Source organism: Amycolatopsis sp. NPDC001319 (genome assembly GCF_042896185.1).
GTDB lineage: Bacteria > Actinomycetota > Actinomycetes > Mycobacteriales > Pseudonocardiaceae > Amycolatopsis.
Window position 1 is genome coordinate 20892 of sequence record NZ_JBIAWY010000001.1, and the last position, 22492, is coordinate 43383.

The 22492-nt window shown below is 70.2% G+C and carries 22 protein-coding genes and 1 tRNA gene; 12 read left to right on the forward strand and 11 right to left on the reverse strand.

Annotated elements, in window-relative coordinates:
* The first annotated feature begins 230 nt into the window (after positions 1–230).
* Together ACFY1H_RS00125 and ACFY1H_RS00130 are read left to right on the forward strand one after the other, a co-directional pair.
* Positions 231–701 (forward strand): Lrp/AsnC family transcriptional regulator, encoded by a 471-nt coding sequence (locus ACFY1H_RS00125; protein ID WP_360598817.1) that lies wholly within the window; start codon positions 231–233, stop codon positions 699–701.
* 266 nt (positions 702–967) lie between these two features.
* Positions 968–1372, forward strand: a complete 405-nt coding sequence (locus ACFY1H_RS00130) for an SsgA family sporulation/cell division regulator (protein WP_386943543.1) — start codon at positions 968–970, stop codon at positions 1370–1372.
* 95 nt (positions 1373–1467) lie between these two features.
* On the opposite strand, the gene ACFY1H_RS00135 is transcribed toward ACFY1H_RS00130, so the two are convergent.
* On the reverse strand, positions 1468–2571 hold the full coding sequence (locus tag ACFY1H_RS00135) for a S1 family peptidase (RefSeq protein ID WP_386943545.1): 1104 nt from the start codon (positions 2569–2571) through the stop codon (positions 1468–1470).
* 446 nt (positions 2572–3017) lie between these two features.
* On the opposite strand from ACFY1H_RS00135, the gene ACFY1H_RS00140 reads away from it, so the two are divergent.
* From ACFY1H_RS00140 to ACFY1H_RS00155, 4 genes are all read left to right on the forward strand, one after another.
* On the forward strand, positions 3018–5897 hold the full coding sequence (locus tag ACFY1H_RS00140; RefSeq protein WP_386943547.1) for an AAA family ATPase: 2880 nt from the start codon (positions 3018–3020) through the stop codon (positions 5895–5897).
* Between the two features lie 12 nt (positions 5898–5909).
* Positions 5910–6416, forward strand: coding sequence for an O-acetyl-ADP-ribose deacetylase (locus ACFY1H_RS00145; protein ID WP_386943549.1), 507 nt, complete (start codon positions 5910–5912; stop codon positions 6414–6416).
* A 181-nt stretch (positions 6417–6597) separates the two neighbouring features.
* Complete coding sequence (locus ACFY1H_RS00150; RefSeq protein WP_386944807.1) at positions 6598–7257, forward strand: hypothetical protein; 660 nt, start codon at positions 6598–6600, stop codon at positions 7255–7257.
* Between the two features lie 40 nt (positions 7258–7297).
* The gene (locus ACFY1H_RS00155) at positions 7298–7606 is read left to right on the forward strand and encodes an antibiotic biosynthesis monooxygenase family protein (RefSeq protein ID WP_386943551.1); all 309 of its coding nucleotides are present in this window, start codon (positions 7298–7300) and stop codon (positions 7604–7606) included.
* 40 nt (positions 7607–7646) lie between these two features.
* Here ACFY1H_RS00155 and ACFY1H_RS00160 read toward each other — a convergent pair whose 3' ends face one another.
* From ACFY1H_RS00160 to ACFY1H_RS00175, 4 genes are all read right to left on the reverse strand, one after another.
* Positions 7647–8369 carry a G1 family glutamic endopeptidase gene (locus tag ACFY1H_RS00160; RefSeq protein WP_366577300.1) on the reverse strand — a complete coding sequence of 241 codons (723 nt, stop codon included), beginning with the start codon at positions 8367–8369 and terminating at the stop codon, positions 7647–7649.
* A 246-nt stretch (positions 8370–8615) separates the two neighbouring features.
* On the reverse strand, positions 8616–9668 hold the full coding sequence (locus tag ACFY1H_RS00165) for an ABC transporter substrate-binding protein (protein WP_386943553.1): 1053 nt from the start codon (positions 9666–9668) through the stop codon (positions 8616–8618).
* The gene (locus tag ACFY1H_RS00170; protein ID WP_386944809.1) at positions 9668–10489 is read right to left on the reverse strand and encodes an ABC transporter permease; all 822 of its coding nucleotides are present in this window, start codon (positions 10487–10489) and stop codon (positions 9668–9670) included. The genes ACFY1H_RS00165 and ACFY1H_RS00170 overlap by 1 nt, the downstream gene beginning before the upstream one ends.
* Positions 10490–10541: 52 nt before the next feature.
* On the reverse strand, positions 10542–11348 hold the full coding sequence (locus ACFY1H_RS00175) for an ABC transporter ATP-binding protein (RefSeq protein ID WP_366577294.1): 807 nt from the start codon (positions 11346–11348) through the stop codon (positions 10542–10544).
* A 154-nt stretch (positions 11349–11502) separates the two neighbouring features.
* On the opposite strand from ACFY1H_RS00175, the gene ACFY1H_RS00180 reads away from it, so the two are divergent.
* Together ACFY1H_RS00180 and ACFY1H_RS00185 are read left to right on the forward strand one after the other, a co-directional pair.
* Positions 11503–13113, forward strand: a complete 1611-nt coding sequence (locus ACFY1H_RS00180; protein ID WP_386943555.1) for an ATP-binding protein — start codon at positions 11503–11505, stop codon at positions 13111–13113.
* Complete coding sequence (locus tag ACFY1H_RS00185; RefSeq protein WP_366577292.1) at positions 13110–13766, forward strand: response regulator; 657 nt, start codon at positions 13110–13112, stop codon at positions 13764–13766. Before ACFY1H_RS00180 ends, ACFY1H_RS00185 begins: the two co-directional genes overlap by 4 nt.
* Before the next feature lie 632 nt (positions 13767–14398).
* Here ACFY1H_RS00185 and ACFY1H_RS00190 read toward each other — a convergent pair.
* Together ACFY1H_RS00190 and ACFY1H_RS00195 are read right to left on the reverse strand one after the other, a co-directional pair.
* Entirely contained in the window at positions 14399–15085 is a 687-nt protein-coding gene (locus ACFY1H_RS00190) for a hypothetical protein (RefSeq protein WP_386943557.1), read from the reverse strand.
* Between the two features lie 138 nt (positions 15086–15223).
* Positions 15224–16057, reverse strand: coding sequence for an SDR family NAD(P)-dependent oxidoreductase (locus ACFY1H_RS00195; protein WP_366577895.1), 834 nt, complete (start codon positions 16055–16057; stop codon positions 15224–15226).
* 68 nt (positions 16058–16125) lie between these two features.
* On the opposite strand from ACFY1H_RS00195, the gene ACFY1H_RS00200 reads away from it, so the two are divergent.
* Positions 16126–16878 (forward strand): serine protease, encoded by a 753-nt coding sequence (locus tag ACFY1H_RS00200; RefSeq protein ID WP_386943559.1) that lies wholly within the window; start codon positions 16126–16128, stop codon positions 16876–16878.
* Between the two features lie 25 nt (positions 16879–16903).
* Entirely contained in the window at positions 16904–17131 is a 228-nt protein-coding gene (locus ACFY1H_RS00205) for an RNA-binding S4 domain-containing protein (RefSeq protein WP_285971084.1), read from the forward strand.
* On the opposite strand, the gene ACFY1H_RS00210 is transcribed toward ACFY1H_RS00205, so the two are convergent.
* Positions 17128–18069, reverse strand: a complete 942-nt coding sequence (locus ACFY1H_RS00210; protein WP_366577287.1) for an Ldh family oxidoreductase — start codon at positions 18067–18069, stop codon at positions 17128–17130. The two genes, ACFY1H_RS00205 and ACFY1H_RS00210, sit on opposite strands and share 4 nt — an antisense overlap.
* 92 nt (positions 18070–18161) lie before the next feature.
* On the opposite strand from ACFY1H_RS00210, the gene ACFY1H_RS00215 reads away from it, so the two are divergent.
* Positions 18162–18443, forward strand: coding sequence for a DUF2277 domain-containing protein (locus ACFY1H_RS00215; protein ID WP_366577285.1), 282 nt, complete (start codon positions 18162–18164; stop codon positions 18441–18443).
* 291 nt (positions 18444–18734) lie between these two features.
* Here ACFY1H_RS00215 and ACFY1H_RS00220 read toward each other — a convergent pair.
* Both ACFY1H_RS00220 and ACFY1H_RS00225 read right to left on the reverse strand, forming a co-directional pair.
* A tRNA-Ser gene (locus tag ACFY1H_RS00220) sits at positions 18735–18819 on the reverse strand.
* Complete coding sequence (locus tag ACFY1H_RS00225; protein WP_366577283.1) at positions 18783–19313, reverse strand: MarR family transcriptional regulator; 531 nt, start codon at positions 19311–19313, stop codon at positions 18783–18785. Before ACFY1H_RS00225 ends, ACFY1H_RS00220 begins: the two co-directional genes overlap by 37 nt.
* A 575-nt stretch (positions 19314–19888) precedes the next feature.
* Between ACFY1H_RS00225 and ACFY1H_RS00230 the strand changes: the two genes are divergently transcribed.
* A complete protein-coding gene (locus tag ACFY1H_RS00230; protein WP_366577281.1) occupies positions 19889–20821 on the forward strand; it encodes a neutral zinc metallopeptidase in 933 nt (310 codons plus the stop codon).
* A gap of 94 nt (positions 20822–20915) precedes the next feature.
* On the opposite strand, the gene ACFY1H_RS00235 is transcribed toward ACFY1H_RS00230, so the two are convergent.
* The gene (locus ACFY1H_RS00235; protein WP_386943564.1) at positions 20916–22412 is read right to left on the reverse strand and encodes a M28 family metallopeptidase; all 1497 of its coding nucleotides are present in this window, start codon (positions 22410–22412) and stop codon (positions 20916–20918) included.
* Positions 22413–22492: the final 80 nt, after the last annotated feature.

Here is a 22492-nt window from a genome sequence, read left to right on the forward strand (position 1 = left end):
CCCGACAGGACTCACAGTTATTACCTCCCCGGCCGGTGGGTGGCGGTTCCACCGGCTCGCTCCACTTCTATGGGCTACCCCTGGGTAGACCGGTCAGTTGTGGTGCACGTCACTCATCCTCCTCTTTCACGTTCGCTCGATAGGAGGTATTGGGCGAACCTCTTCTTGATCAGTGGGTGAGCCTCGGTAAAGACGAGGCGTCGAGTCGGTGCACCCGGTTAGCCTGAAGCGTGCTCACTCCCGACCTCGACCGGCTGGACCTCGCCATCCTCGCCTGCCTGCAGGCCGACTCGCGCACGATCGCCGAGGTCATCGGCGCGAAGGTGGGCCTCTCGGCCGCCGCCGTGCAGCGCCGCATCAAGCGCCTGCGCGAGACGGGCGTGATCGAGAAGGAGGTCGCCGTGCTGTCCCCCGGCGCCCTCGGGCTGTCGATGACGTTCGTCGTCATGGTGGAGATGGAGCGGGAGAACCTGACCGTGCTGGACGCGTTCCGCCGGCAGGTGCTGGGCGACGACTGCGTGCAGCAGTGTTACTACGTCACGGGCACGGCGGATTTCGTGTTGATCGTGACCTGCCCCGACATGGCGGGGTTCGAGGCGTTCACGCGGCGGATGTTCTTCGACAACCCCAACGTCCGGCACTTCACCACGAGCGTGGCCATGGATCGGGTGAAGGTCGGGCTCACGCTGCCGCTGGCCTGAGCGCGACGGTCTACATCGGACCGTCCGTGACAATCCCGTGACCAATGCGCGAAAGTCCCCTGCCTCCTGCCCGCTCGGGCGAAATCGGGTGACGGGCGGTCAACGGTCGAACGCAAGGGGTATGTGGTCCGTGTTACGCCACAGAGGACGGATGCAGCCGATCGCGTGAATGGCGCCGAACCGGCGTCACGAGTGCCGAAGCTGATCATCTCCTTGCCGACCAGTTCGCAGGGCGCGAACCACCGGAGGAAACACCAGGAGCAGCCGTGCACACCGACGCCGTACACCAGACCCAGTTCGTGTTGCTGAACGAGAGCACCACGCCGGTGCTGTCCCGCCTGTCCTACCACTGCTCGGAGCCGTTCGCCGTCACCGTGGCGTTCCGGACCGAGCGCGGCCGGTGGATCGAGTGGACGTTCGCACGTGACCTGCTCGTGACCGGGCTCGAGGAGCCGTCCGGGCTGGGCGACGTGCGCATCCGCCCCGACCTGTCCGAGGACCCGGCGATGCTGACGCTGGAGATCGAGTCACCCGACGGGTACGCGTCGTTCGAGCTGGAGCGCGAGGACATCGAGAACTTCCTGGAGTCCTCCTACGAACTGGTTCCGCTCGGCACCGAGAGCGAGAACTTCGACATCGACGGGCTGATCGAGGAAATCAGCAACGTCTGACCCCGAAGACTGCCGATCCCGCGGCGGTACAGGGAGAAGGGCGGCTCGAGTGCTCTGGAGGCACTCGATCCGCCCTTCTTCTGTTCACCGGGAAATCAGCCGCGCACGAGCGTGGTGCCGGTCGCGGAGAGGGCGTTGGTGACGGGGTAGTAGTACGTGTTCACCGTGTCACCGCCGGAAAGCAGGCCCTGCGCCTGGTTGCCGGAGATGAACGAGCCGCCCGAGTCGCCGCTGTCGGAGCGGGCGTTGGTGAGCACCATGCCCGTGACCGTGCCCTCGGGGTAGCGCACGGTCTGGTTCTTCGCGCGGATCGTGCCGCAGGTCCAGCCCGTGGTGGAGCCCGACTTGCAGACGGACGCGCCCACGGCGGCGGCCGTGGAGCCCGACACGCGGGTGCCGTTGTTGATCTGGCCGACCGGGGTCCAGTTGCTGTTGACCCGCGCGAACGCGTAGTCGCTGCCCGGGAAGCGGTAGCTGGAGAACGAGCCCATCGACACGCGGTTGTAGCCGGTCAGCGGGCCGGCACCGGTGAGCGCGGCGCAGTGGCCGGCGGTCAGGAAGCCGCCGTTCACGGAGAAGCCGACGGAGCAGCGCGCCGAGCCGCCGATGTAGTACGCGTCACCACCGAGCACGTTGTAATGCAGCTGCGGCGTGGCGGCGGTCTCCGTGACTTCCAGCGAGGAAGTGTCCACACCGGACTGGCGGGCGAACTTCTCCGCGGCCGCCCGCTGTCCCTTGAGGACGGTGATCGTCACGCGGTTCGACGCCGGGTCCACGCCCCACGCCGTGACCGACTGCGGCGCGGTCTTCTCGCCCGCGTTGAGCTTGGCCACGCTGGAGTCGAGCTGGCGTTCGGAGAAGCGCACGACCTGCGCCTCCGCGCCCGCCGCGCGCACCTTCTCCACGAGCGAAGCGTCGGTCACGCCGACGCGCGCCTTGCCCGTGGCCGCGTCGTAGCTCGCGCCGCCGAAGCTGTCGCCGAGCGCGGTTTCCAGCGCCTGGCCCACCTTCGTGGCGGAGTCCTCGGTGGCGAGCCGGGCGATGGCCTGGTCGTGGGTGAGACCGAGGTCGCGCTGCATCGCCGGCACCATGTCGGGGTTCAACAAGGCGGCACCCGCGACCGGGCTCGTGACCGCGGCCATCGTGCCCGCCGTCGCGGCGGCGACGGCGGCGATACCGAGGAATCTGATGATCTTCATGCTTCTCCCTCGTGATTACGCGCGGCACCGGTGCGGCCGCGCGGCGCATCCCTTCCCCCGGGGTGAGAGCGTGCAGGGTGGTCCAGTCCACTGCAATAAGGGCTCGGCGCGGATAGGTATACGCATTCCCCTTGGCCCAACGCCCTGCTCCAGACGCCGTATCGGCCTCATTTTCTCCCGCGGCACCGTCCATAAGTAGGGATTCCGGCAACTACTTTGCGTAGCTCTTTCAACGGCCGGAACGCGTCATGCGCCCTTGGAACGAGGGGATGCCCGAAGTTTCGTACGCATGGTGATCCTGGGCCGAAGATCCGTCTGCCAACCGGTGACGCTGTGTACGCAGACGTGTGAGCCGGGTGCCGAGGTGCAGGTCGTCGGCTGGTTTACGGCTGACCGAACGCTGCTTAGGCTCCCGACGAAACGGACAAGCGCGCAGGGAGGTCGACATGTGGCAGGCCGTCTCCCTTCCGACGTCGGTCACCGTGCGCACCGGGCCGACGGCTTTCGCGGGCCGGGACCGGGAACTCGCGGCGGTGGCCGAGGTATTAACCCACCGACCGGCCGCCGTGCTCGTGGAGGGCGAACCGGGGATGGGCCGCTCGCGCCTGCTGGCGGAGCTGGCGCAACGGCCCGAGTTCGCCGACGGCCGCGTGCTGCGCGGCACTTGCCAGCCCCTGCGCGAACCCTTCCCCTACGGGCCGGTGCTGGAGGCGTTGCACGCGGCGGGCGAGCGTCCGCTGGGACCGCTGAGCCCCGTCGCCGGTGTGCTGCGGCCGCTGCTGCCGGAGCTGGCCGACCGGCTGCCGCCGACGCCCGAGCCGCTGGACGACCCGGGCGCGCAGCGGCACCGCGTGTTCCGCGCCGTGCGGGAGCTGTTCGTCGCTTGTGGACCGACGATCCTGCTGGTCGACGACCTGCAGTGGGCCGACGAGGGCACCTGCGACCTGATGCGGTTCCTCGCCGCCGACCTGCCGCCGGAGCTGGCCGTGGTGGCCGCGTATCGCACGGGCGCGCAGCCGTGGCCGGGGCCGCTGGGCGCGCCGGTGCGAGCGGCGCCGAGTGTCCACACCGCACGCGTCGCACTCGGTCCGCTGGACGTCGCGGCGGTGCGGGTGATGGCCGTGCACGTGCTGGAGCTGCCGCGCGTGAGTGACGAGTTCGCGACGAAGCTGCACGAATGCACGGGCGGGATCCCGTTCGTGGTCGAGGAAACTTTGCGGGCGTTGCGGAACGTGCCGCTGCCGGCCGGTGAGGGGCTGTCGGATCGGCTGCTGGAGAACCTGGAGGTGCCGGCGCCGTTGCGGGAGTCCGTGACGGAGCGGCTGGCCGCGCTGCCGGAGGAGGCGGCGCAACTGACGCGGGCCGCGGCGGTGCTGGCGGTACCTGCGGAGCCGACGACGTTGGCCGAGGTGGCGGGGCTCGGCGAGGAGTCGCTGCGGGCGGCGTTGCTGGCCGCGTTGGCCGGGGGTTTGGTGGCCGAGCTGGGTGAAAACCGGTACGGCTTCCGGCATCCGCTGGCGCGCAAGGCCGTGTACGACACGGTGAGCGGCCCGGAGCGGACGTTGCTGCACACCGAATCGATGCGGGTGCTGGGCGCGTTGCCGTCGCCGTCGTCCTTGCTGCTGGCGCAGCACGCTCTCGCGGCCGGGCGTACGGAGAAATGGCTTCGTTACGCGGAAGCGGCGGCCGACGAGGCCATCGTCCACGGCGAGACCTCACGCGCGATCGACCTGTTGCAGGCCGTGCTGCCGGCTTCGGACGACGTGGGCCGGCTCGCCACGAAGCTGAGCCAGGTCGCGTTGCGCGGTTTTCGCCCGGACGTGATCGAGACGCTGGAGCGAGTGCTGGAAGACCGGCCGTTGCCGCCGGCCGTGCGCGGGACGATCCGGCTGTCGCTCGGCCTGCTGCTGGTGCGCACGATCGGACGGCTGGAACGCGGGCGCGAGGAGGTGGAGCGCGCCGTCGCCGAGCTCGTGGACCGCCCGGAGCTGGCGGCACGCGGCATCAACCTGCTGGCGCAACCCATCGACGGGCTCACTCCCCTGTCCTGGCACGAAGGCTGGATGCGGCGGGCGCGGGAAGTCCATTCCGGACTGACGGATCCGGAGCTGCGGCTGGCGTTGACCGTCGACCGGATCACCAACGCCTCGCACATCGGCGACGGCTCGGCGTGGACGGAGTTCGAGGCGCTGCCGGACGTCGGCGACAGCGTGGCCGAGCGCGTGCAGCTGGCGCGGCTGTGGTGCAACCTGGCCGACGCGCAGTCGTGGGCCGGGCACCTCGACCGGGCCACGCGGCTCGTCGAGGAGGGCGCGCGGCGCGCTTCGGACGCGGGTGCGCTGTACGCGATCGGCCTGATCCAGGGCACGCAGGCGCGGCTGGCGTGGTTCCGCGGCGAGTGGGACGAGCTCGCGGAGACGGCGGAGGACGTGCGCTCGCGGTACCCGGAGCTGGGGCCGATCGTGATGGAGACTTCGCTGGTGCTCGGCGGTTTGGCGGCCGTGCGCGGTGAATTCGCCACGGCTGCTGAGCATTTGGCGCGCGCCTCGGTGCCCGCCGACGGGCCGATCCCCGTGGTGCTTTCGGCCGCGTCGGTGCAGATCGGGGTGCTTTTGGCGGGCGACGACGTGGCCGGCGCTTGTGCTGTCGCCGACGTCGCCGTGGACGCCGCGCGCCGCAAGGGCGTCTGGGTGTGGGCGGCATCCCTCGTGCCGGCGGCGGCCGAAGCGTTCACGCGGGCGGGTCGCTGGTCGGACGCCGACGCGTTCGTGGAGGAGTTCGCGCGCGGCATCACCGGCCGCGACGCACCCGTGGCCGGCGCAGCGTTGTCCGCGGGCCGCGCGGTCCTGACGGGCGCCCGCGGCAAACACCTCGCCGCGGCCGCGGGCTTCGACGCCGCGGCCGTCGCGTACGCCCGCCTGCCGATGCCGTACCTGGCGACGTCGATGGTCGAGCGCGCCGCCTGCCTGCGCCTGCTGGCGGGCCAACGCCCGGCCGTCGACGCCCTCGCGGCTGCGGCCCGCGCCTACGAACGCCTCGGCGCCACGCGCGATGCCGGCCGCTGCCACCACCTGCTCCGCGAGCACGGCGCCTGGGCCCCTTCCCAACGCGGCCGCCGCGGCTACGGGCGCGAGCTGTCTCCGCGCGAACGCGAGGTCGCCCGCATGCTCGCCGAGGGCCGCACGAACCGCGAAATCGCCGACGGCTTGTTCCTGTCACCACGCACGGTCGAGCAACACGTCGCGAAGGTCCTGCGCAAGCTGGGCGCCCGGGGCCGCGCCGACGTCGGCCGCCACCTCCCGTCGGGAGATGCGACGGTTTCGTGACAGGCTGTTCGGATGGCCCCTCTCGAACTGACGCTCGGCGACCTCACCGAACAACACGTCGACGCCATCGTCAACGCCGCCAACTCCTCCCTCCTCGGCGGCGGCGTCGACGGCGCCATCCACCGCAAGGGCGGCCCGGAAATCCTCGCCGAATGCCGGGCCCTGCGCGCCGGCCACTACGGCAAGGGACTCCGCACGGGCCAGGCCGTGGCCACCACCGCGGGCCGCCTCCCGGCCCGCTGGGTCGTGCACACGGTGGGCCCGGTGTGGTCTTCTTCGGAAGACCGCTCCTCTTTGCTGGCCGATTGCCACCGCAACTCCCTCGCCGTGGCCGCTTCCCTCGGCGCCCGGACCATCGCCTTCCCGGCCATCTCGACGGGTGTGTACCGCTGGCCACTTGACGACGCGGCGCGCATCGCCGTGTCGACGGTCCGGGAGGCGGACACTTCGGCGTTCGAGTTTGTGCGGTTTGTGTTGTTCGATCAGCGAGCGTATGACGCTTTCGCGGCGGTGGTGTAGTTCGCATCGGGCTTGCCCCGCGGCCGGAGAGCTCGTTGGGGCAGGTTCCAGCCACACCGACACAACCCAACCCAACGAGCAAATCGCAACCCACCCAAACACCCCACCCACCCACCACGTGCTGCACCACCACGCCCTCCGCCTTACCGTGACCCCCGTGGACTCAGATGCAGGCGGCGCCCTGCCGGCGTGGCGGAGGGCGACCGCCGGGGAGACGCGGTGGCCGGCGGCCGGGGTGGTGGTGGGGACGCTCGCGTTGCAGCTGGCGTTGCCGGACCGGGTGGTGTTGAGGCCGTGGTGGCTGTTGCCCGCGGTGTCGGTGCTGTTGCTCGTCGCGTTGTTGTTGATCCAGCCCGGGCGGATGGGTGAGTTCAGCAGGGTCGAGCGGATCGTGTCGTTGGTGCTGCTGGCGGTGGTGAGCGCGACCACGGCGGCGTCGGCGGTGCGGCTGGTGCTGGGGATCGTGCAGGGGTCGTTCAGCGGGGACGCGCCGCAGGTGCTGGTGAGTGGCGCGATCGTGTACTGGACGAACATCGTCGTCTTCTCGCTCTGGTACTGGGAGTTCGACCGCGGCGGGCCGGCGCGGCGGGCGAAGGGGCGGGCGGAGTACCCCGACCTGCAGTTCCCGCAGATGGACAGCCCCGAGCTCACGAGCGAGGACTGGGAGCCGCGCTACGCCGACTACCTGTACCTGTCCTTCACCAACTCCACGGCCTTCAGCCCCACCGACGTCATGCCGCTGCGGATCTGGGCGAAGCTGACGATGATGGTGCAGGCGGGGGTGTCGCTGCTGCTCGCCGTGATGGTGTTCGCGTGGGCGGTCGGCGCGTTACGGGGATAAACACTCGCGGCGCACCCCGGGCACCAGGTATACCCGGTGCATGCCCGAGCCCCCGTACTACGCGGTCATCTTCACCTCCCGCCGCACCGAAGGCGACAACGGTTACGCCGAGCGCACCGCCGAGATGTCGAAACTCGCGGCGGAGCAGGACGGCTACCTGGGCGAGGAGTCGGCCCGGGACGAAAATCTCGGCATCACCGTGTCGTACTGGCGCGACGAGGAAGCCATCGCCGGCTGGCGCAGGAACGTCGAGCACACCGAGAGCCGCCGGCGGGGCCGCGCCGACTGGTACGAGGAGTTCGAAGTCCGGGTGGCGCGCGTCGAGCGGTCGTACGGCTTCAAACGCTGACCCGGCCCGCGGAGAGAACCCCCGCGGACCGGACCTGACGTCAGTGGCGCGTCATCGTGAAGCTCTGGCCGTCGGAGCCGATGGCGCCCGGGCTGAACGTGCCGGTGCCTCGGTCGTCGGCGTCGAGGCCTTCGGGGCTGGTCGACGCGAGGCTCTGCCCGTTGAACTTCACGCCGGTGAACGAGATCCCGCCCGAGATCGACGGGTACGAGTCCGTCGGCGACTCGATGATCGCCTCGGCCGAGGAGTGCTTGGAGGTCAGCGACTTGCTGATCGTCTTCGACCAGCCCTTCGTGGTGTCGCTGATGTCCAGCTTGTAGGTGTTCGTCCCGGTGCGCGTGACAGTCGCGGAGATGTGGTCGCCGGCGCTGACCGGGGCCGACGAGGACGAGTAGTACACCGGCGCGGCCGGGTACATCTCGTACCAGGCCTGGTAGACGGGACGGCCGCTGGAGCAGTCCGTCGCCACGCCCGTCTGCTCCACAGTGGACGATCCGTCACCGTCGATGCCGACCCACGGGGCGAACAGGTCGTTGCTCGACCGGCAGGTCACCGACGGTTCCGTCCAGCTCGCGGTCGCGGTCGTGAAGCTGCCGAAGCTCACGTAGCCGCCCCAGTTGCCGCCCGAGAAGCTCTGGCCGTGGAACGAGCCAAACGACGGCGTGCTGACCGTGGCGACGCCGGCCGCGGCCGCGATGCTCGCCGCGGCGGCCGCCGTGACGGCCAGCACCCGCGCGGTCCGTGAGGAGAGGAGGGAGTTCATGCGGATCCAATCTGATCACCGATGGGGACTCGGGGTGTTACAGGCGGTGCGCACCGGTAACAAGTGTTGGATCCGCGTGAGCAGGTGGGTAGCTACTTTCGAAGGGTATTCACATCTCGGGAAAACTTCACCAATATGTCCCGAATTTCCCTTCTGTACACCGAAGTCCGTGACGGCCGCCCCGGGAAGGCGAGGCGGCCGCCACGGTGTGCCCGTCCTCCGCGCGGAAGGACGGACACGGGTGGACTACCGCGCCGAGCGCGTGAGCGCGGCGTCCACGAACTGGGTGGTGTAGGTCTTCGAGAGGTCGATCCGGTCCTTCTTCGGTTTCACGTTGCTCGACGAGGCGCCGAGCACGTTGAGCACGTTCTGCGCCCCGGCCGGATCCATGCGTCCGTCCGAAGTGAACATCGGCAGACTGTCCTTGAGGGACTTCACGTACAACGCCTTGTCCCCGCCCGCGAACGACGGCGGCATCACATCCGCGACCTGCTCAGCCGTGTGGTTCTTGAGCCACCGCAACGAATCCACGTACGCGTTGGCCAGCTTCTGCACGATGTCCGGGTAGCGCTTCACGATCTCGCAGCTCATGTAGAGCGAGCTGGCGGGATACAGCCCGCCGAGGGCGGCGCGCGTGCCCTCCACCGTCCGCATGTCGTAGAGGATCTTGGCCTGGCCGGTGTTGGTGAGCTGCGCGATCGTCGGGTCGGTGGTCATGCCGGCGTCGATGGAACCCTGCTGCAGCGCGGAGATGAACGTCTGCCCGGCGCCGACCTTCACCGGCGTGTAATCCTTGCCGTCCACCCCGCCGCGGCTCGCGAGCGCCTTCGTGAGGAAGTCCGTGGACGAACCCAGCGACGTCACACCGAGATTCTTGCCGCGGAAGTCCTTTCCGGACTGAATCTGCGGCGCCTCGGCCGACGCGACCATCTCCGCCTCACCCGGCACGTTCGAGAACTGCACCACGCTCGTGAGGCACTGCTCCTTGGCCTGCAGGTCGATGGTGTGGTCGTAGAACCCGACCACGGCCTGCACCTCGCCGGCCAGCAACGACGTCTCCGCGTTGGCGCCCGACGGCTGGTCGAACAGCTCGACGTCGAGGCCCTGCTTCTCGTACTCACCGAGCTGCTGCGCGAGCTGGCCCGGCAGGTAGATGACCTTGGAGATGCCGCCGATCATGATCTTCAGGTGCGGTTTGCCGCCGTTGCCGAGGTCGATCTGACGCGAATCGCGGCACGCCGTGACACCGGCGAGGGTGAGCACCGCGGTGGCGACCGCGAGTGTCCTTTTCAGACGCATCAGATCACCGCACCGGCCTGGGCACCGACCTGCGGCCGCCAGCGCAGCAGCCGCGACTCGGCCGTGCCGATGCCCCATTCGGCCAGCAGCGCGACCACGGTGATGATCAGCATGCCGGCGTAGACACCGGCGGTGTCGAACGTGCCCTGCGCGTTGGAGATCAGGAACCCCATGCCCGCCTTGGCACCCGTGTACTCGCCGACGACCGCGCCGATCAGCGCGAACCCGAACGCGACGTGCAGCGACGAGAGGATCCACGACGTCGCGCTCGGCAGCACGATCGAGCGCAGCACCGACCAGCGTGAGGCACCGAGGATGCGCGCGTTGTCGATCAGGTTGCGGTCGACCTCGCGGGCGCCGGTGAAGGCGTTGAAGAACACCGCGAAGAACACGAGCACCACGACCGTCGCGACCTTCGACGACATGCCGAGGCCGAACCAGATCACGAACAACGCGGCGAGCACGATGCGCGGCAGAGCGTTGGCGGCCTTGATGAACGGCGCCAGCACGTCGGCCAGGTACTGGCTGCGACCGAGCACGACCCCGAACACCACACCCAGGATCGCGCCGAGCACGAACCCGAGCACGGCTTCCTCCACCGTCACCAGGATCTGGTACCAGATGGAGCCGAAGTCGGTGCCGGTCGTGAACCACTCCACGAGCCGTTCCCAGATCTTCGACGGCATCGAGTAGAAGAACGGGTCGATCCAGTAGCGGCCGGCGAGCTCCCAGCTGCCGAGCCACACCACGACGATCGCCAGGCGCAGCAACCAGATGTTGCGCCGGCGCGCGCTGGACTTGAGCTTCTGCCGCGCGATGATGCTCGCTTCGTCTTCGATCCGCGGGTTCGGGTTGGACGGCGGGACGATCAGATCAAGCGACACTGGTCGCCCCCTTCTGGCGGGCCTTGTCGACCTCGCCGCGCAGCGATTCCCAGATGTCGGAGTAGATCGAGCGGAACTCCTCGGTGAGGCGCAGGTCCTCGACCTTGCGCGGGCGCTCCAGCGGGATCTCGAAGACGGCCTTCACGGTGGCCGGGCTTGTGGTCAGGACCACGACCTTGTCGGCGAGCGCGATGGCCTCGTCGAGGTCGTGCGTCACGAAGATCACCGCCGCGCCGGAACCGGACCACAGCCGCAGCAGCTCGTCCTGCATGAGGGCGCGGGTCTGCACGTCGAGCGCGGAGAACGGCTCGTCCATCAGCAGGATCTTGGGGTCGGTGACCAGCGTCTGCGCCAGGGCGACGCGCTTGCGCATGCCGCCGGAAAGCTGGTGCGGGTAGTACTTCTCGAAACCCTCGAGCCCCACCCGGCTGATCCAGTCGCGGGCCTTCTCCCGAGCGTCCGCTTTGGACACTCCGCGGAAGCGCGGGCCGGAGGCGACGTTGTCGAGCACCGAGCGCCACGGCATCACGGCGTCGGTCTGGAACATGTAGCCGACACCGTCCGGAATGGACGTCACCTCGGCACCGTTCACGCGGACGCTGCCGGCCGACGCGGGCTGCAGGCCGCTGACCAGGGACAACGTCGTCGACTTGCCGCAGCCGGTCGGACCGACAACGGCGACGAACTCGCCCGGCTGCACGGTCATGGTCAGGTCGCGGACCGCGGTGTGCACGGATCCGGAGCCGCTGGGGAACCTTTTCGTCGCGTGCTCGAGTTCGATGAGGGGTGGCGCCATCGTGGTGACTCCTTCGTCACGGTGGGGACTGCGACGGAGGTTAAGAGCGCATCAAGAGCCCGGGAAGCTTGTCGACGTTCTGCGTGCGCTCTGCTCGTTCTCCACGTTTTGCTCATTTCGCGCACGGCCCTGAGCTGGGGGTATGTTGCCTGCCATGCCGAAGTGGGCGTTGTTCGAACGCATGCGGTTCACCCGCCAGGTCCTGCTGTTGCAGATCGGGGTGGTGGTGCTGGTGGTGGGGCTCGGTGTCGCTCTCGTGAGCTGGCAGCTGCGGTCGACGTTGACGGAGCAGTACGGCGAGCGGGCGCTGGCGGTCGCGAAGTCGGTGGCGACGGACCCCGTGGTGGTGGCGGGTGCGGCGGCGCGGCGGCAGGGTGGGGCGCTGGAGGCCCGCGCGGGCGCGGTGTCGAGGGTCAACGGCGCGCTGTTCGTGGTGATCACCGACGATCACGGCATTCGCCTCGCGCACCCGACGCCGGCCGAGATCGGCGACAAGGTCAGCACCTCGGCAGAGGAAGCGCTGGCGGGCAACGATGTCATCAGCGAATTCGACGGCGGCACGCTCGGACTTTCGGTGCGAAGCAAGACACCGATCTGGCAAGGGTCGCGGGTGGTCGGCGAGGTCAGCGTCGGGTACCAAGTCGGCAAGCTGACCGAGGACTTCAACCGGCTGCTGCTGATCACCCTGGCCTTCGCCGCAGGCGCGCTGCTGCTCGGCGGCGGTGCGTCCGCGCTGCTCAACCGCCGGTTGCGCCGCGTCACCCACGGCCTCGAACCGCACGAGTTGACCGAGCTCCTCTACGAACGGGAAGCCGTGCTGCACGGCATCGGCGAGGGGATGCTGGCGGTGGACAGTTCGCGGCGGGTGTCCGTGCGCAACGACGAAGCCGAGCGGCTGCTGGGGATCGACCTGCCGGTGGGGGCCACTTTGGACGAACTGGAGCTGTCGCCGCGGGTGCGCAAGGCTGTGGTGGAGGGGCAGCCTGTGGACAATCTCCTTGCGGTGGCGGGAAACCGCGTGCTGGTGATGAACTCGCGCGCGGTGCAGGGCGAGGATCGGGCGCTGGGGACCGTACTGACCTTCCGCGACCGCACCGACCTCGACACGCTCAGCCGTGAGCTCGACGGCATCCGGTCGCTGTCCGACGGCCTGCGCGCGCAACGGCACGAGTTCGCGAACCGGCTGCACACGTTGTCGGGGCTGTTGCAGCTCGGGCACCACGCCGAGGCCGAAGAGTACCTGCAGACGTTGACCGAGACGACGTCGGCGCGCTTGGCTCCGCTGGGCGGTGACGCGGTGCGCGACCCGTACCTGCAGGCGTTGCTGGTGGCGAAATCCGAGCAGGGGCTGGAAAAGGGCGTGGAGCTGAAGCTGGCGGACGACTCGTTCGTGCGCGGCTCGGTGACCGATCCCGTCGCGACGGCCACCGTGATCGGCAACCTGGTCGACAACGCGCTGCACGCCGCCCGCATGGGCCCGCGGCGGCCGGCGACGGTGGAGGTCGGGCTGTTCGCGGAGGGCGCGGCGCTGCACGTGTCCGTTGTGGACAGTGGGCTGGGCGTGCCGGAGCCGTTGCGTGACACACTGTTCGACGAGGGCGTCTCGACGAAACTCACGCCCGGCCACGGTCTGGGCCTCGCCCTCGCGCGCCAGGCGGCCCGCGCCCGCGGCGGGGACGTTTGGCTCGCCGACGCCGGAGGCGACGCGGCGGGCGCGTTGTTCGTCGCGAAACTGCCCGATCTGCTCGTGGAGGCTTCTTCATGATCCGCACTTTGATCGTCGACGACGACTTCCGCGTCGCCGGCGTCCACGCGGGGTTCGTCGCGGAGGTGCCGGGCTTCACCGTCGCGGGCATCGCGCACACCGCCGCGGAGGCGCGCGCCCGCGTGCGCGAGCTGACGCCGGATCTCGTGCTGCTCGACGTCTACCTGCCCGACGAACCCGGCCTGTCCGTACTGCCGGACCTCGCCACGGACACCATCGTCCTCTCCGCCGCGACCGACGCGGCGTCCATCACCGCCGCCATCCGCGCCGGCGCGCTGAACTACCTGATCAAGCCCTTCACGACGCGCCAGCTTTCCGAACGGCTCACCGCGTACGCCCGCTTCCGCACCCACGTGACCACCGACCGCCCCCTCACCCAGGACGACGTCGACCGCGCCTACCGCGCCCTCCACGACCAGGACCGCGCCGCCACCCCGAAGGGCCAATCCAGCGCAACGGCCCGGCTCGTCTCGGAACAGCTACGCACCTCGGCCGCGCCCCTGTCGGCCGCGGAGATCGCCGCCGAACTCGGCATGGCCCGGGCCACCGCCCAGCGCTACCTCACCGCCCTCGCCGACTCGGGCGCGGTGGAAATGCGCCTCCGCTACGGAGCCACGGGCCGCCCCGAACACGAGTACGCCTGGATCGGCTGACCCCGGCTGGGGCTACGGGTCACGCGCCAATCCGGGGTCGGCTGTGGGGCAGTGGCCCGAGCGCGAGTGCTCCGGCGCAACACGTCTCAACCGGCTCTCGGGCCCGACAACCGGCGAGGCACACGGCCTCGCCGCGCGCGCCTTCCCACGAACCCGGGCCGAGCGCCGTCAGCCGCTGCGCCACGGGCGGTCACGTGCTTCTTGGCCAGCTGAGCCACTGGTCAGCGACCCAGCGGCAATCGCTCCAGCGCAGGTTCCGAATGGGCCGGCGGCAACCGGTCGCCGACACCTGGCGTCGGCCTAGCCGCTCGCGCACACGCCGCCTCTCGCGACCCCCTGGCCGTGCCAGTCAGCCACTGCGCGCCGCGTGGTTACGTGCTTCCCAGCCGTCCAAGCAGCGGCCCCAGCGGCAACCGCTCCAGCGCAAATTCGGAACGAGGCCTGCGGCAACCGGCCGCCGACAACTAGCGCGGGCCTCATACCTCGCGCGCACGCCGCGTTGTGGACCTCGTCTGGCTGCCAGATGACTGCCAGCCTCCCGGCTGACCGGGGTCGCGCGGCTCGCGGGCACACCGTCCGGCGCGGCCCGAGCCCGGCGGCCGCGAGCCGTCCCGGCCGAACGAAACTGCTGGTCAGCGACGCGACATCCGGTCCGCCAGGTCGATCCACGGCTGCCACTGCGACATGTACTGGTCGAACTCCTTGGCAGCCGGCGACTTGGCCGGGTCGGACTTCGTGTCGGAGCGGAGGTCTTCGTCGTCCGGGGTGGAGGTGGGGCGGTGGTCGGAGCCGCCGGCGGAGGTGCGGGGGGTGGTGGGGCGGCTGGCGACGTGCTGTTTCGCCGGCGCGGCGGGTTGGTGGTCGGGGACCGGGACGTACACGGTCACCGGGGCGGCCGGGGGTGCGGCGGGTGCGGCGGGCGTCGAGGCAGGAACGGGCGGGGCGGCCGGGGCCGCCGGGGCGACGAGCTCGTGCTGGTCGGTGGGCACGGCGACGTCGTCGGTGGTGTGGCCGGTGAAGGAGCCCGAGAACAGACCGCCGGCGAACCAGCCGAGGGCGAGCAGCGCCAGGGCGGCGGTGCCGGCGACCCAGCCGCGCGTGCGGCGGCGGGCGACGGCGCGCGGGCGCAGCGGCGCCGTGGCGAGAGGCGCGAGGGCGACCCCGTCGCCGGCGATGGGCAGGAGGGCGGGCACCACGGGGATCGGCTGGGTGTCCTCCGGGCTGCGGCGCCCGCGCGGCACGCTCGCCGCGAGGATGCCCGTGCGGTCGAGCAGCTCATCGGCGGGCGAGGTCGCGCGTCGCTCGGCGGTGCGCAGCATGGGAGGTACCTCCGGGGTACGGGCACTCGGATGGACGTCAGCATTCTGGTGCATTTCCGACGGGTTTGTCAGAAAGGCAACTCCATTGGGTGACGGCAACTATAAGGCCCGGCCGAACTCCCGCACGTCGGGCGCGATTCAGTTCTTCCCCATCCGTTTGAAGCCGAGGCGCGCCATAGTCGCGAGCGGGCGCTGATACGCCGACCCGAGCACGCGCGGGATGGCGTCGATGACGTACGCGTCGGGTCCGATGAGGATCCTGGCGGACCGCCGTTCCACCCCGCGGATGATCGTTTCGGCGGCCTTCTTCGGTGTGGTCAGGGCAATTTTCTCGAAGCCCGCCGCCGCGGCTTCCTGATCGCCGTCGCTGCCGCCGCGCGCGTGGCGGGCGATGTTGGTCTTGATGCCACCCGGGTGCACGCAGCTCACGGCTACCGGATGACGCGCGGCGAGCATTTCTTCCCGCAACGCCTCGGTGAATCCGCGAACGGCGAACTTCGCCGCGTTGTATGCACTCTGAGTGGGCACTCCGACGAATCCGAACACACTCGAAATGTTCACCAGGTGTCCGTCGCCGGAGCCGATGAGGTGCGGCAGGAACGCCTTCGTCCCGTTGACGACGCCGCCGAGGTTGATCCCCATCAGCCAGTCGTAGTCCTCGAACGTCATGTCCTCCACGGTGGCGCCCAGCGCGACGCCGGCGTTGTTGACCACGACGTTGACCCGGCCGAACGCACTGGCCACCTCGTCCGCGTGCGCCAGCACGGCGGCGCGGTCGGAGACGTCGAGCGAGTAGCCCCGCACGTCCGCACCCTGCGCTTTTGCCGCCTCGACCGTGCCCTCCAGGCCTTCGGCGTCCACATCGGACAGTGCCAGGCGCGCGCCGCGCAGGCCCAGCCCGAGCGCGAGCGCGCGGCCGATGCCCGAGCCCGCTCCGGTGATGACCGCGACCTTGTCGGTGAACTCCTTCATCGCCGCTCCCCTCGTCCGGTGCTCCAGGTTTTGGATACTAGTGGCGGAAGCGATCTTCGGGAGGACGGATGCGGCGGGCACGGGTGCTGCTCGCGCTGGGCGCGGTCGTGGTGCTCGGCGCGACGGGGACCGTCGTGGCCGTCGCCGGACACCGCGCGTCACCAGCGCAAACGCCCGCCCGACCCGACAACGCGGCCGTCGGCGCGCTGTTCCTCGACGGCTCCCACTACTGCACCGCGAGCGTCGTCCACAGCGACCGCGGCGACGAGCTGCTCACCGCCGCCCACTGCCTTCACGACGGTGCAGGCGGCACGTACTTCACCGGCGTCACCTTCGCGCCCGGCTTCCACGACGGCGTCGCCCCGTTCGGCTTCTGGGCCGTCGGCGACGAGCTCGTGGCGCAGGGCTGGGCCGAGGACTCCGACCCGGACCTCGACGTCGGCTTCGCCACCGCCCACCAGGCCGGTGCGAAGGGACCGCTCGAGACCGTGACCGGCGCGAACCGGCTCGGCGCGAACGGTCCGTTCGCACGCGCCGTGACGGTCACCGGCTACCCCGACGGCTCCGACGCCCCCACGGTCTGCAGCACGACCACGTCGAAGCAGGACACCTTCCAGCTGCGCGTGGACTGCGCCGGGTTCGCCACCGGCACCAGCGGCGGCCCGCTCGTGGCCGACGCCGACCCGCGCACGAAGCTCGGCACCGTCGTCGGGGTGGTCGGCGGCTTCGAGACCGGCGGCGACACCGACGACGTGTCGTACTCCAGCTACTTCGACGACGACGTCACCACGCTGTACCGGCAAGCCACCTCGCGCCCGTGAGCGCCGATGGCGGATGATGCGGCGTATGAGCGAGCCCGTGCGTGACGTGCCCATCACCGGCGAACCGATCCGGCTCGGCCAGTTCCTGAAGCTGGCCGGCCTCGCCGAGGACGGCGCCCACGCCAAGGACCTCATCGAGAACGAAGAGGTCACCGTGAACGACGAGGTCGAGACCCGCCGCGGCCGCCAGCTCTCCGACGGCGACGTGGTGGCCGTCGGTGGCGACCGCGGACGGGTGACGCTCGCGCGTTAACCGACGCTGGTCAGCGGCGGCAGCCCCAGCCCGAGCGCCAGCGAGTCGAGCTGGCGCCGCACCGGCGCGCTGAGCGGGACGCCCAGCGCGCGGCACTGTTCGAGGTACTGCGCTTCGCGCCAGCCCGGGTAGCGGATCGGCGTGCCGCCCTCCCAGCCGAGCATGCTGCCGAACAACGCGCTGGCCGCGCGGTAGAAGCCGTCGGCGCTGCGCAGCGTGGTGGGCGCGATGGCGAGCACGAGCAGGCCCGTGTCGTTCTCGTGGTCGGCGACGCCCGAGAGCACGCCCGCCAGCACGTCGACGAGCAGCGCGAAGCCCGCGAACTGCGGGTTGCGCGAGGCGTCGCCGAGGTCGACGTCGAGCACGAACTCCGGGTACGCGCCGGCGGGCGCGGCCATGCCGAGCGGGTGGCCCGAGCCGACCTCGCCGGCCGCCATCACCAGGCCGATCATGCCGTGGGGCAACGCGCGCGCGGCGTGGTGCCCGACGCGGCCGAACGGCCCGACGCCCCGCATCGAAATCAGCCCGACGCCGAAGCGCCCGGCCCGCGTGACGGCCCGGTCCATCGCGTCGCCGACGGCCCACAGGCCCGTCGCGCGGCGGTAGTCGATCAGCGCGGCGGCACCGCGGTCAGCGATCATCAACGGCTCGGCGCGCGCGGCGACCTCACCGTTTTCCAAGGCGGGCAGGTGAATTCGCAGCAGCTCCACGACGCCGGTGTCGGGCGAGCCCGTGAGATCACCGTGGCACAAGGCTTCCGCGGCCATGCGTGCGCGATCGTCGGGAAAATCGTGTGCCACCAGGATCAAGGAAACGAGCGTGACCAGTTCATCGGCGGGCACGCGCTGCCAGACCTGTTCGGGAATCGGTGTGTCTTCAGGGACTTCTTGAGCGGCGGCGGGGCGGGCGGGACGCAGCGAACGTGGTCTGAGGGGCACTTCATCGAGACTGCCCAAGCGCGTCTGGCGGCGTCAACGAGGATGGCCCGACAGTGTGATGAGGGCTCCCGAAGGGACGTACCCTGTCACGCATGTGCCGAAACATCACGACGCTGCGCGGCCTCCAACCGTCCGCGACAACCGAAGAGATCGAAGCGGCAGCACGCCAGTACGTCCGGAAGGTGACCGGCGTGCAGTCGCTTTCGGACGCCACGCGCGCCCCGTTCGAGGCGGCCGTGGCCGAAATCGCGACGATCACCGCGCGGCTCCTGGACGAACTCCCGGACCGCCGCCAGCCCCCGGCCACCGTGCCGCCACTGCGCCGGCCCGAAGTGCGGGCGCGGATGGCGTTGAAGGAACTGAAGAAGCCCTGACTCCGCCTGGAAACGCTTGAGGCGTTCGCGGCGCGACCTGGGGGCCCGCCGGGGTGACAGGGCCGGGGACGTTCCCGACCCGCGCCGGCCGCCCCTGCCCGCACCGGCGCGGCGCGAGCTGATGATCACGCTCACCGCCGTTCCTGCTGATGAGCGCGGGTGACCACGGAAGCGCGACCGCTCCGTCCTGGGCTTCGCTCGTCGACCTCCACGCGGGTCGGTGACAGGGACCCGGAGATCATGCTGAGCAAAGAAAAAGCCGCCCTCAGCGGCTTTCTCGACATGTACTTGCGGAAGCGGAGGGATTTGAACCCCCGGTAGGTTTCCCTACGGACGCTTTCAAGGCGTCTGCATTCGGCCGCTCTGCCACGCTTCCCTGTCGGTCAGGGTATCGCGCCGGTTGTCCAGGTCGTCCAGGTGTTCGAGGACGCGGCCGAAGACCGCGCCGACCGTGGACTGTTCCTCGGGGGTGAGCAGGTCGATGAGGTGCTCGCGGGCGCCGCGCACGTGGGTGGGCGCGGCCGCGTCGAGCAGGGCCTGGCCGGCGCCGGTGAGCTCGGTGATGACGCCGCGCTTGTCGTCCGGGTCGGGGCAGCGCCGGACGAGACCGCCGACCTCCAGCTTGCTGATCTGGTGTGAAAGGCGGCTCTTGGTGGAGCCCAGCTGGTAGGCGAGCTCGGACATGCGGACGCGCCGGTCCGGGTAGATGGCGAGGCAGACGAGCACCTCGTAGTCGGCGAGCGAAACGCCGTGGGCCTCGGTGAGCTCGCGGTGCAGCCGCTGCCGCAGCCGGAGCGAGGCGACGATGTACATCTGCCACGCGTGCTGCTCGACGCCGGTCAGCCAGCGCACCGCCTGCTCGTCGGTCATCGCAAAAGGGTAGAAGGCGGGCCGACGCCCTGCGCGTCCCGCCACCAGGTCGAGACCCAACCGAGGGGTCAGGTGAAAAACTCGGGAACCTTCCCCCGAAGGTGGGTTACGAAAAGGTTGAGACTTGGGCCGAAGAAGCGCATTCTGCTTGTCAGCGGATGGGCTGATCGGGTATCAGGCGGGCCGCCAGGGCACCGTCGGACCGACCTCCCACCGGGAAGGCCAGGTGGTTGCATGGCAGGTGATTCCCGCGGTTGACCGCCCGCTGTGTCCCCGCGGCCGGCACGGCCTGAATACGGACCGGTCGCGACTGTGAACAGCACGAGTGGGCATCTACGGTGCGCTCGGCATTCTTCTCGCGCATCCGGCGTCGATCTGGCGTTGTTCTCTCCTCGCGGCCTCGGCACCGCGACGGCACCGCCGGACGCCGGCCCGGCCGGTGGCCAACCGCCGTCAACAGAAGAACCTCGGTAGTTCCTGGGTGCGGTCCGCAGCGCATGGACCGCACCCAGGCTTGTGTCCGGGGGACGGCCCGCAGGCAGGCTTGCGTCCGGCTCGCCCGTTACGCTGCCGCTGTGCAATTCGACGACGACGCGGGTCTGGACACCTCGGAGGTCCAGGACCTCCGCGGCAGCGGTGGTGGCGGCGGTGGCATCGGCGGACGCGTGGCGATCGGCGGTGGCGGGATCGGCGTGGTGGGCCTGATCATCTACTTCCTGATCTCGCAGTTCGGCGGCGCGAGCCTCGGAACCAACAGCGCGTCGAGCGGGCTGGGGCTCGACAACGTGGGCTCCGGCCAGCAGCTGGAGAGCACCACGCTCTCGCAGAAGTGCCACACCGGCGCGGACGCGAACCGCGACCACGACTGCGCGATCGTCGCGATCATCAACTCCGTGCAGGACTACTGGTCGCAGGAGTTCGCGCGCAGCGGCCAGACCTACCGCAAGGCGCCGACGCGCTTCTTCACCGGCGGCGTGCGCACGGGCTGCGGCAGCGCGACGTCCGACACGGGCCCGTTCTACTGCCCGGCCGACTCCGACGTGTACATCGACCTCTCGTTCTTCGACGAGCTCAAGACCCGCTTCGGCGCCCAGGGCGGGCTGTTCACCGAGGCGTACGTGCTGGCCCACGAATACGGCCACCACGTGCAGAACCTCACCGGCACGTCCAAGCGCGGCACCGGCACCGGGCCGACGTCGGGCTCCGTCCGGCTGGAGCTGCAGGCCGACTGCTACGCCGGCGTCTGGGCCAACCACGCCTCCACGACGCCGACGGAATCCGGCAAACCGCTGGTCCAGAACATCACGCAGGACGACATCGCCAGCGCCCTCGACACGGCGTCCCGAATCGGCGACGACTACATCCAGACGAAGCTCGGCAGCGGCCACGCGGACCCGTCGAGCTTCACGCACGGCACGTCGGCGCAGCGGGAGAAGTGGTTCACCACCGGCTTCACCTCGGGCCAGCCGGCGCGGTGCAACACCTTCAGCACCAACAACCTGGGCTGACCGCACCCCAATGTGGCGTTCGGTGCGCTGAACGCACCGAACGCCGCATTGGGTGCGTTGAACGCAACCAACGCCACATTGGGGTGCTTCGGGACTACGCGGCCGCAGCGTCGCCGGTGGTGGCTAGCTTGTGCGCGGAGTGCTTCTTCGCCGCCTTGCCCGGCTTCCCCGGCGCGACGCCGTTCACCGACTCCGTGCTGGTCGCGTACATCCCGAGAGCCCACGCGAGCCCGTCGGCGTTGCGGTCCAGGGCGACGCGGTCGATGTTGCCCAGGTTGTCACACGCCTGGTGGTAACACGGGTCGAACGCGATCCCCGCCGTGCCGCCCCACTTCGCGGCCTGGGCGGGGGTCTTGAGCACCTCGGCGCCCGTGTCGAGGCCGCCCGCCGGGATGCCGACGGCGATGAACTCGCCGTAGTCCGAGCGGCCCGTGAAGTCGGTGCCCTCGACGGCGACGCCGCGGCCGGTCAGGTAGTCGACGAACGTCTTCTCGATCTGCGCCGAGCCGTACGGGCCGGGGCCGGCGCCGACGTGGTCGGAATCGTCGCCGTCGTAGGCGAAGTAGCCGGCGTTGGGCGAGCCGATCATGTCGAAGTTCAGGTACAGCGCGAGGTCGAGCTGCTGCTCGAAGCTCAGCGAATCGACGTAGTACGTGGACCCGACGAGCCCGAACTCCTCCGCGCTCCAGAAGCCGAAGCGCACGGCGTTGTTCACCTTCGGCTTCGCGCCCAGCTGCAGGGCGGTTTCGAGCAGGGCCGCGGAGCCCGTGCCGTTGTCGTTGATGCCGGGGCCGGCGGGGACGCTGTCGAGGTGCGAGCCGAGCATCACGACGTTGTCCTTGCGGCCGGTCTTCGTCTCGGCGATCACGTTGTAGCTGGTACGCGCTTCCTGGAAGGTGCGCAGCTCCAGCTGCACGGTGGCGCCGTTCTTCGCCGCGAGCGCCTGGCCGTCGGCCTGCGAGAGGCCGCCGGTGGGGATGCGCGCGTCGGCCGGGGTGCCGAGTGTCCCGTTGAGCGGGCCGGGTTCGTTGTTGGAGATGAGCGCGCCGATCGCCCCCGCGTCGGCTGCGGCCTGCTGCTTCTGCGCGAACGGGCACGCGCCGCGCGGCACGAGCACGATCTTGCCGGTCACGCCGGTGTAGTCGCTCGCTTCGCAGCCCGGGGTGGCGTCGGCGGGGACCACGGCGAGCTGTGCGCTGATGCCACCGACCGGCGTCGACGGCGTGTACTCCATCGCGATCACGGGCACGCCGGCACCGTCGACGGTGAGCGTCTCGGCCAGGGTTTCGTTGTAGGTGAAGGGAAACTCCTGCCGCGTGACGCTGAAGCCCGCGGCTTCGAGCTTGCCCGCGATGTACTCGGCGGACTTCTTGTGCCCGTCGGTGCTCGCCGCGCGCGTGCCGCCGTTCGCGTCGGCGATGCGCTGCAGCGCGATCAGGTGGCGGTTCACGCCGTCGAGGGTCACCTTCTTTGTCAGCTGCTTCGCGAGGTCGTCGCTCTTCGCGGCCACGGCCGGGGTGGTGCCCAGCGCCAGGGTCGCGCAGGCCGCCAGGATCACCGGCGGGATGAGTCTTTTACGGGTTAATGACATGGTTGCTCACCTTTGTGCCCGGTGTCCGGAACGTCAATGCGGCATTCGGCGGAGACCGCGAGGTGGGGGATACAGTCGGG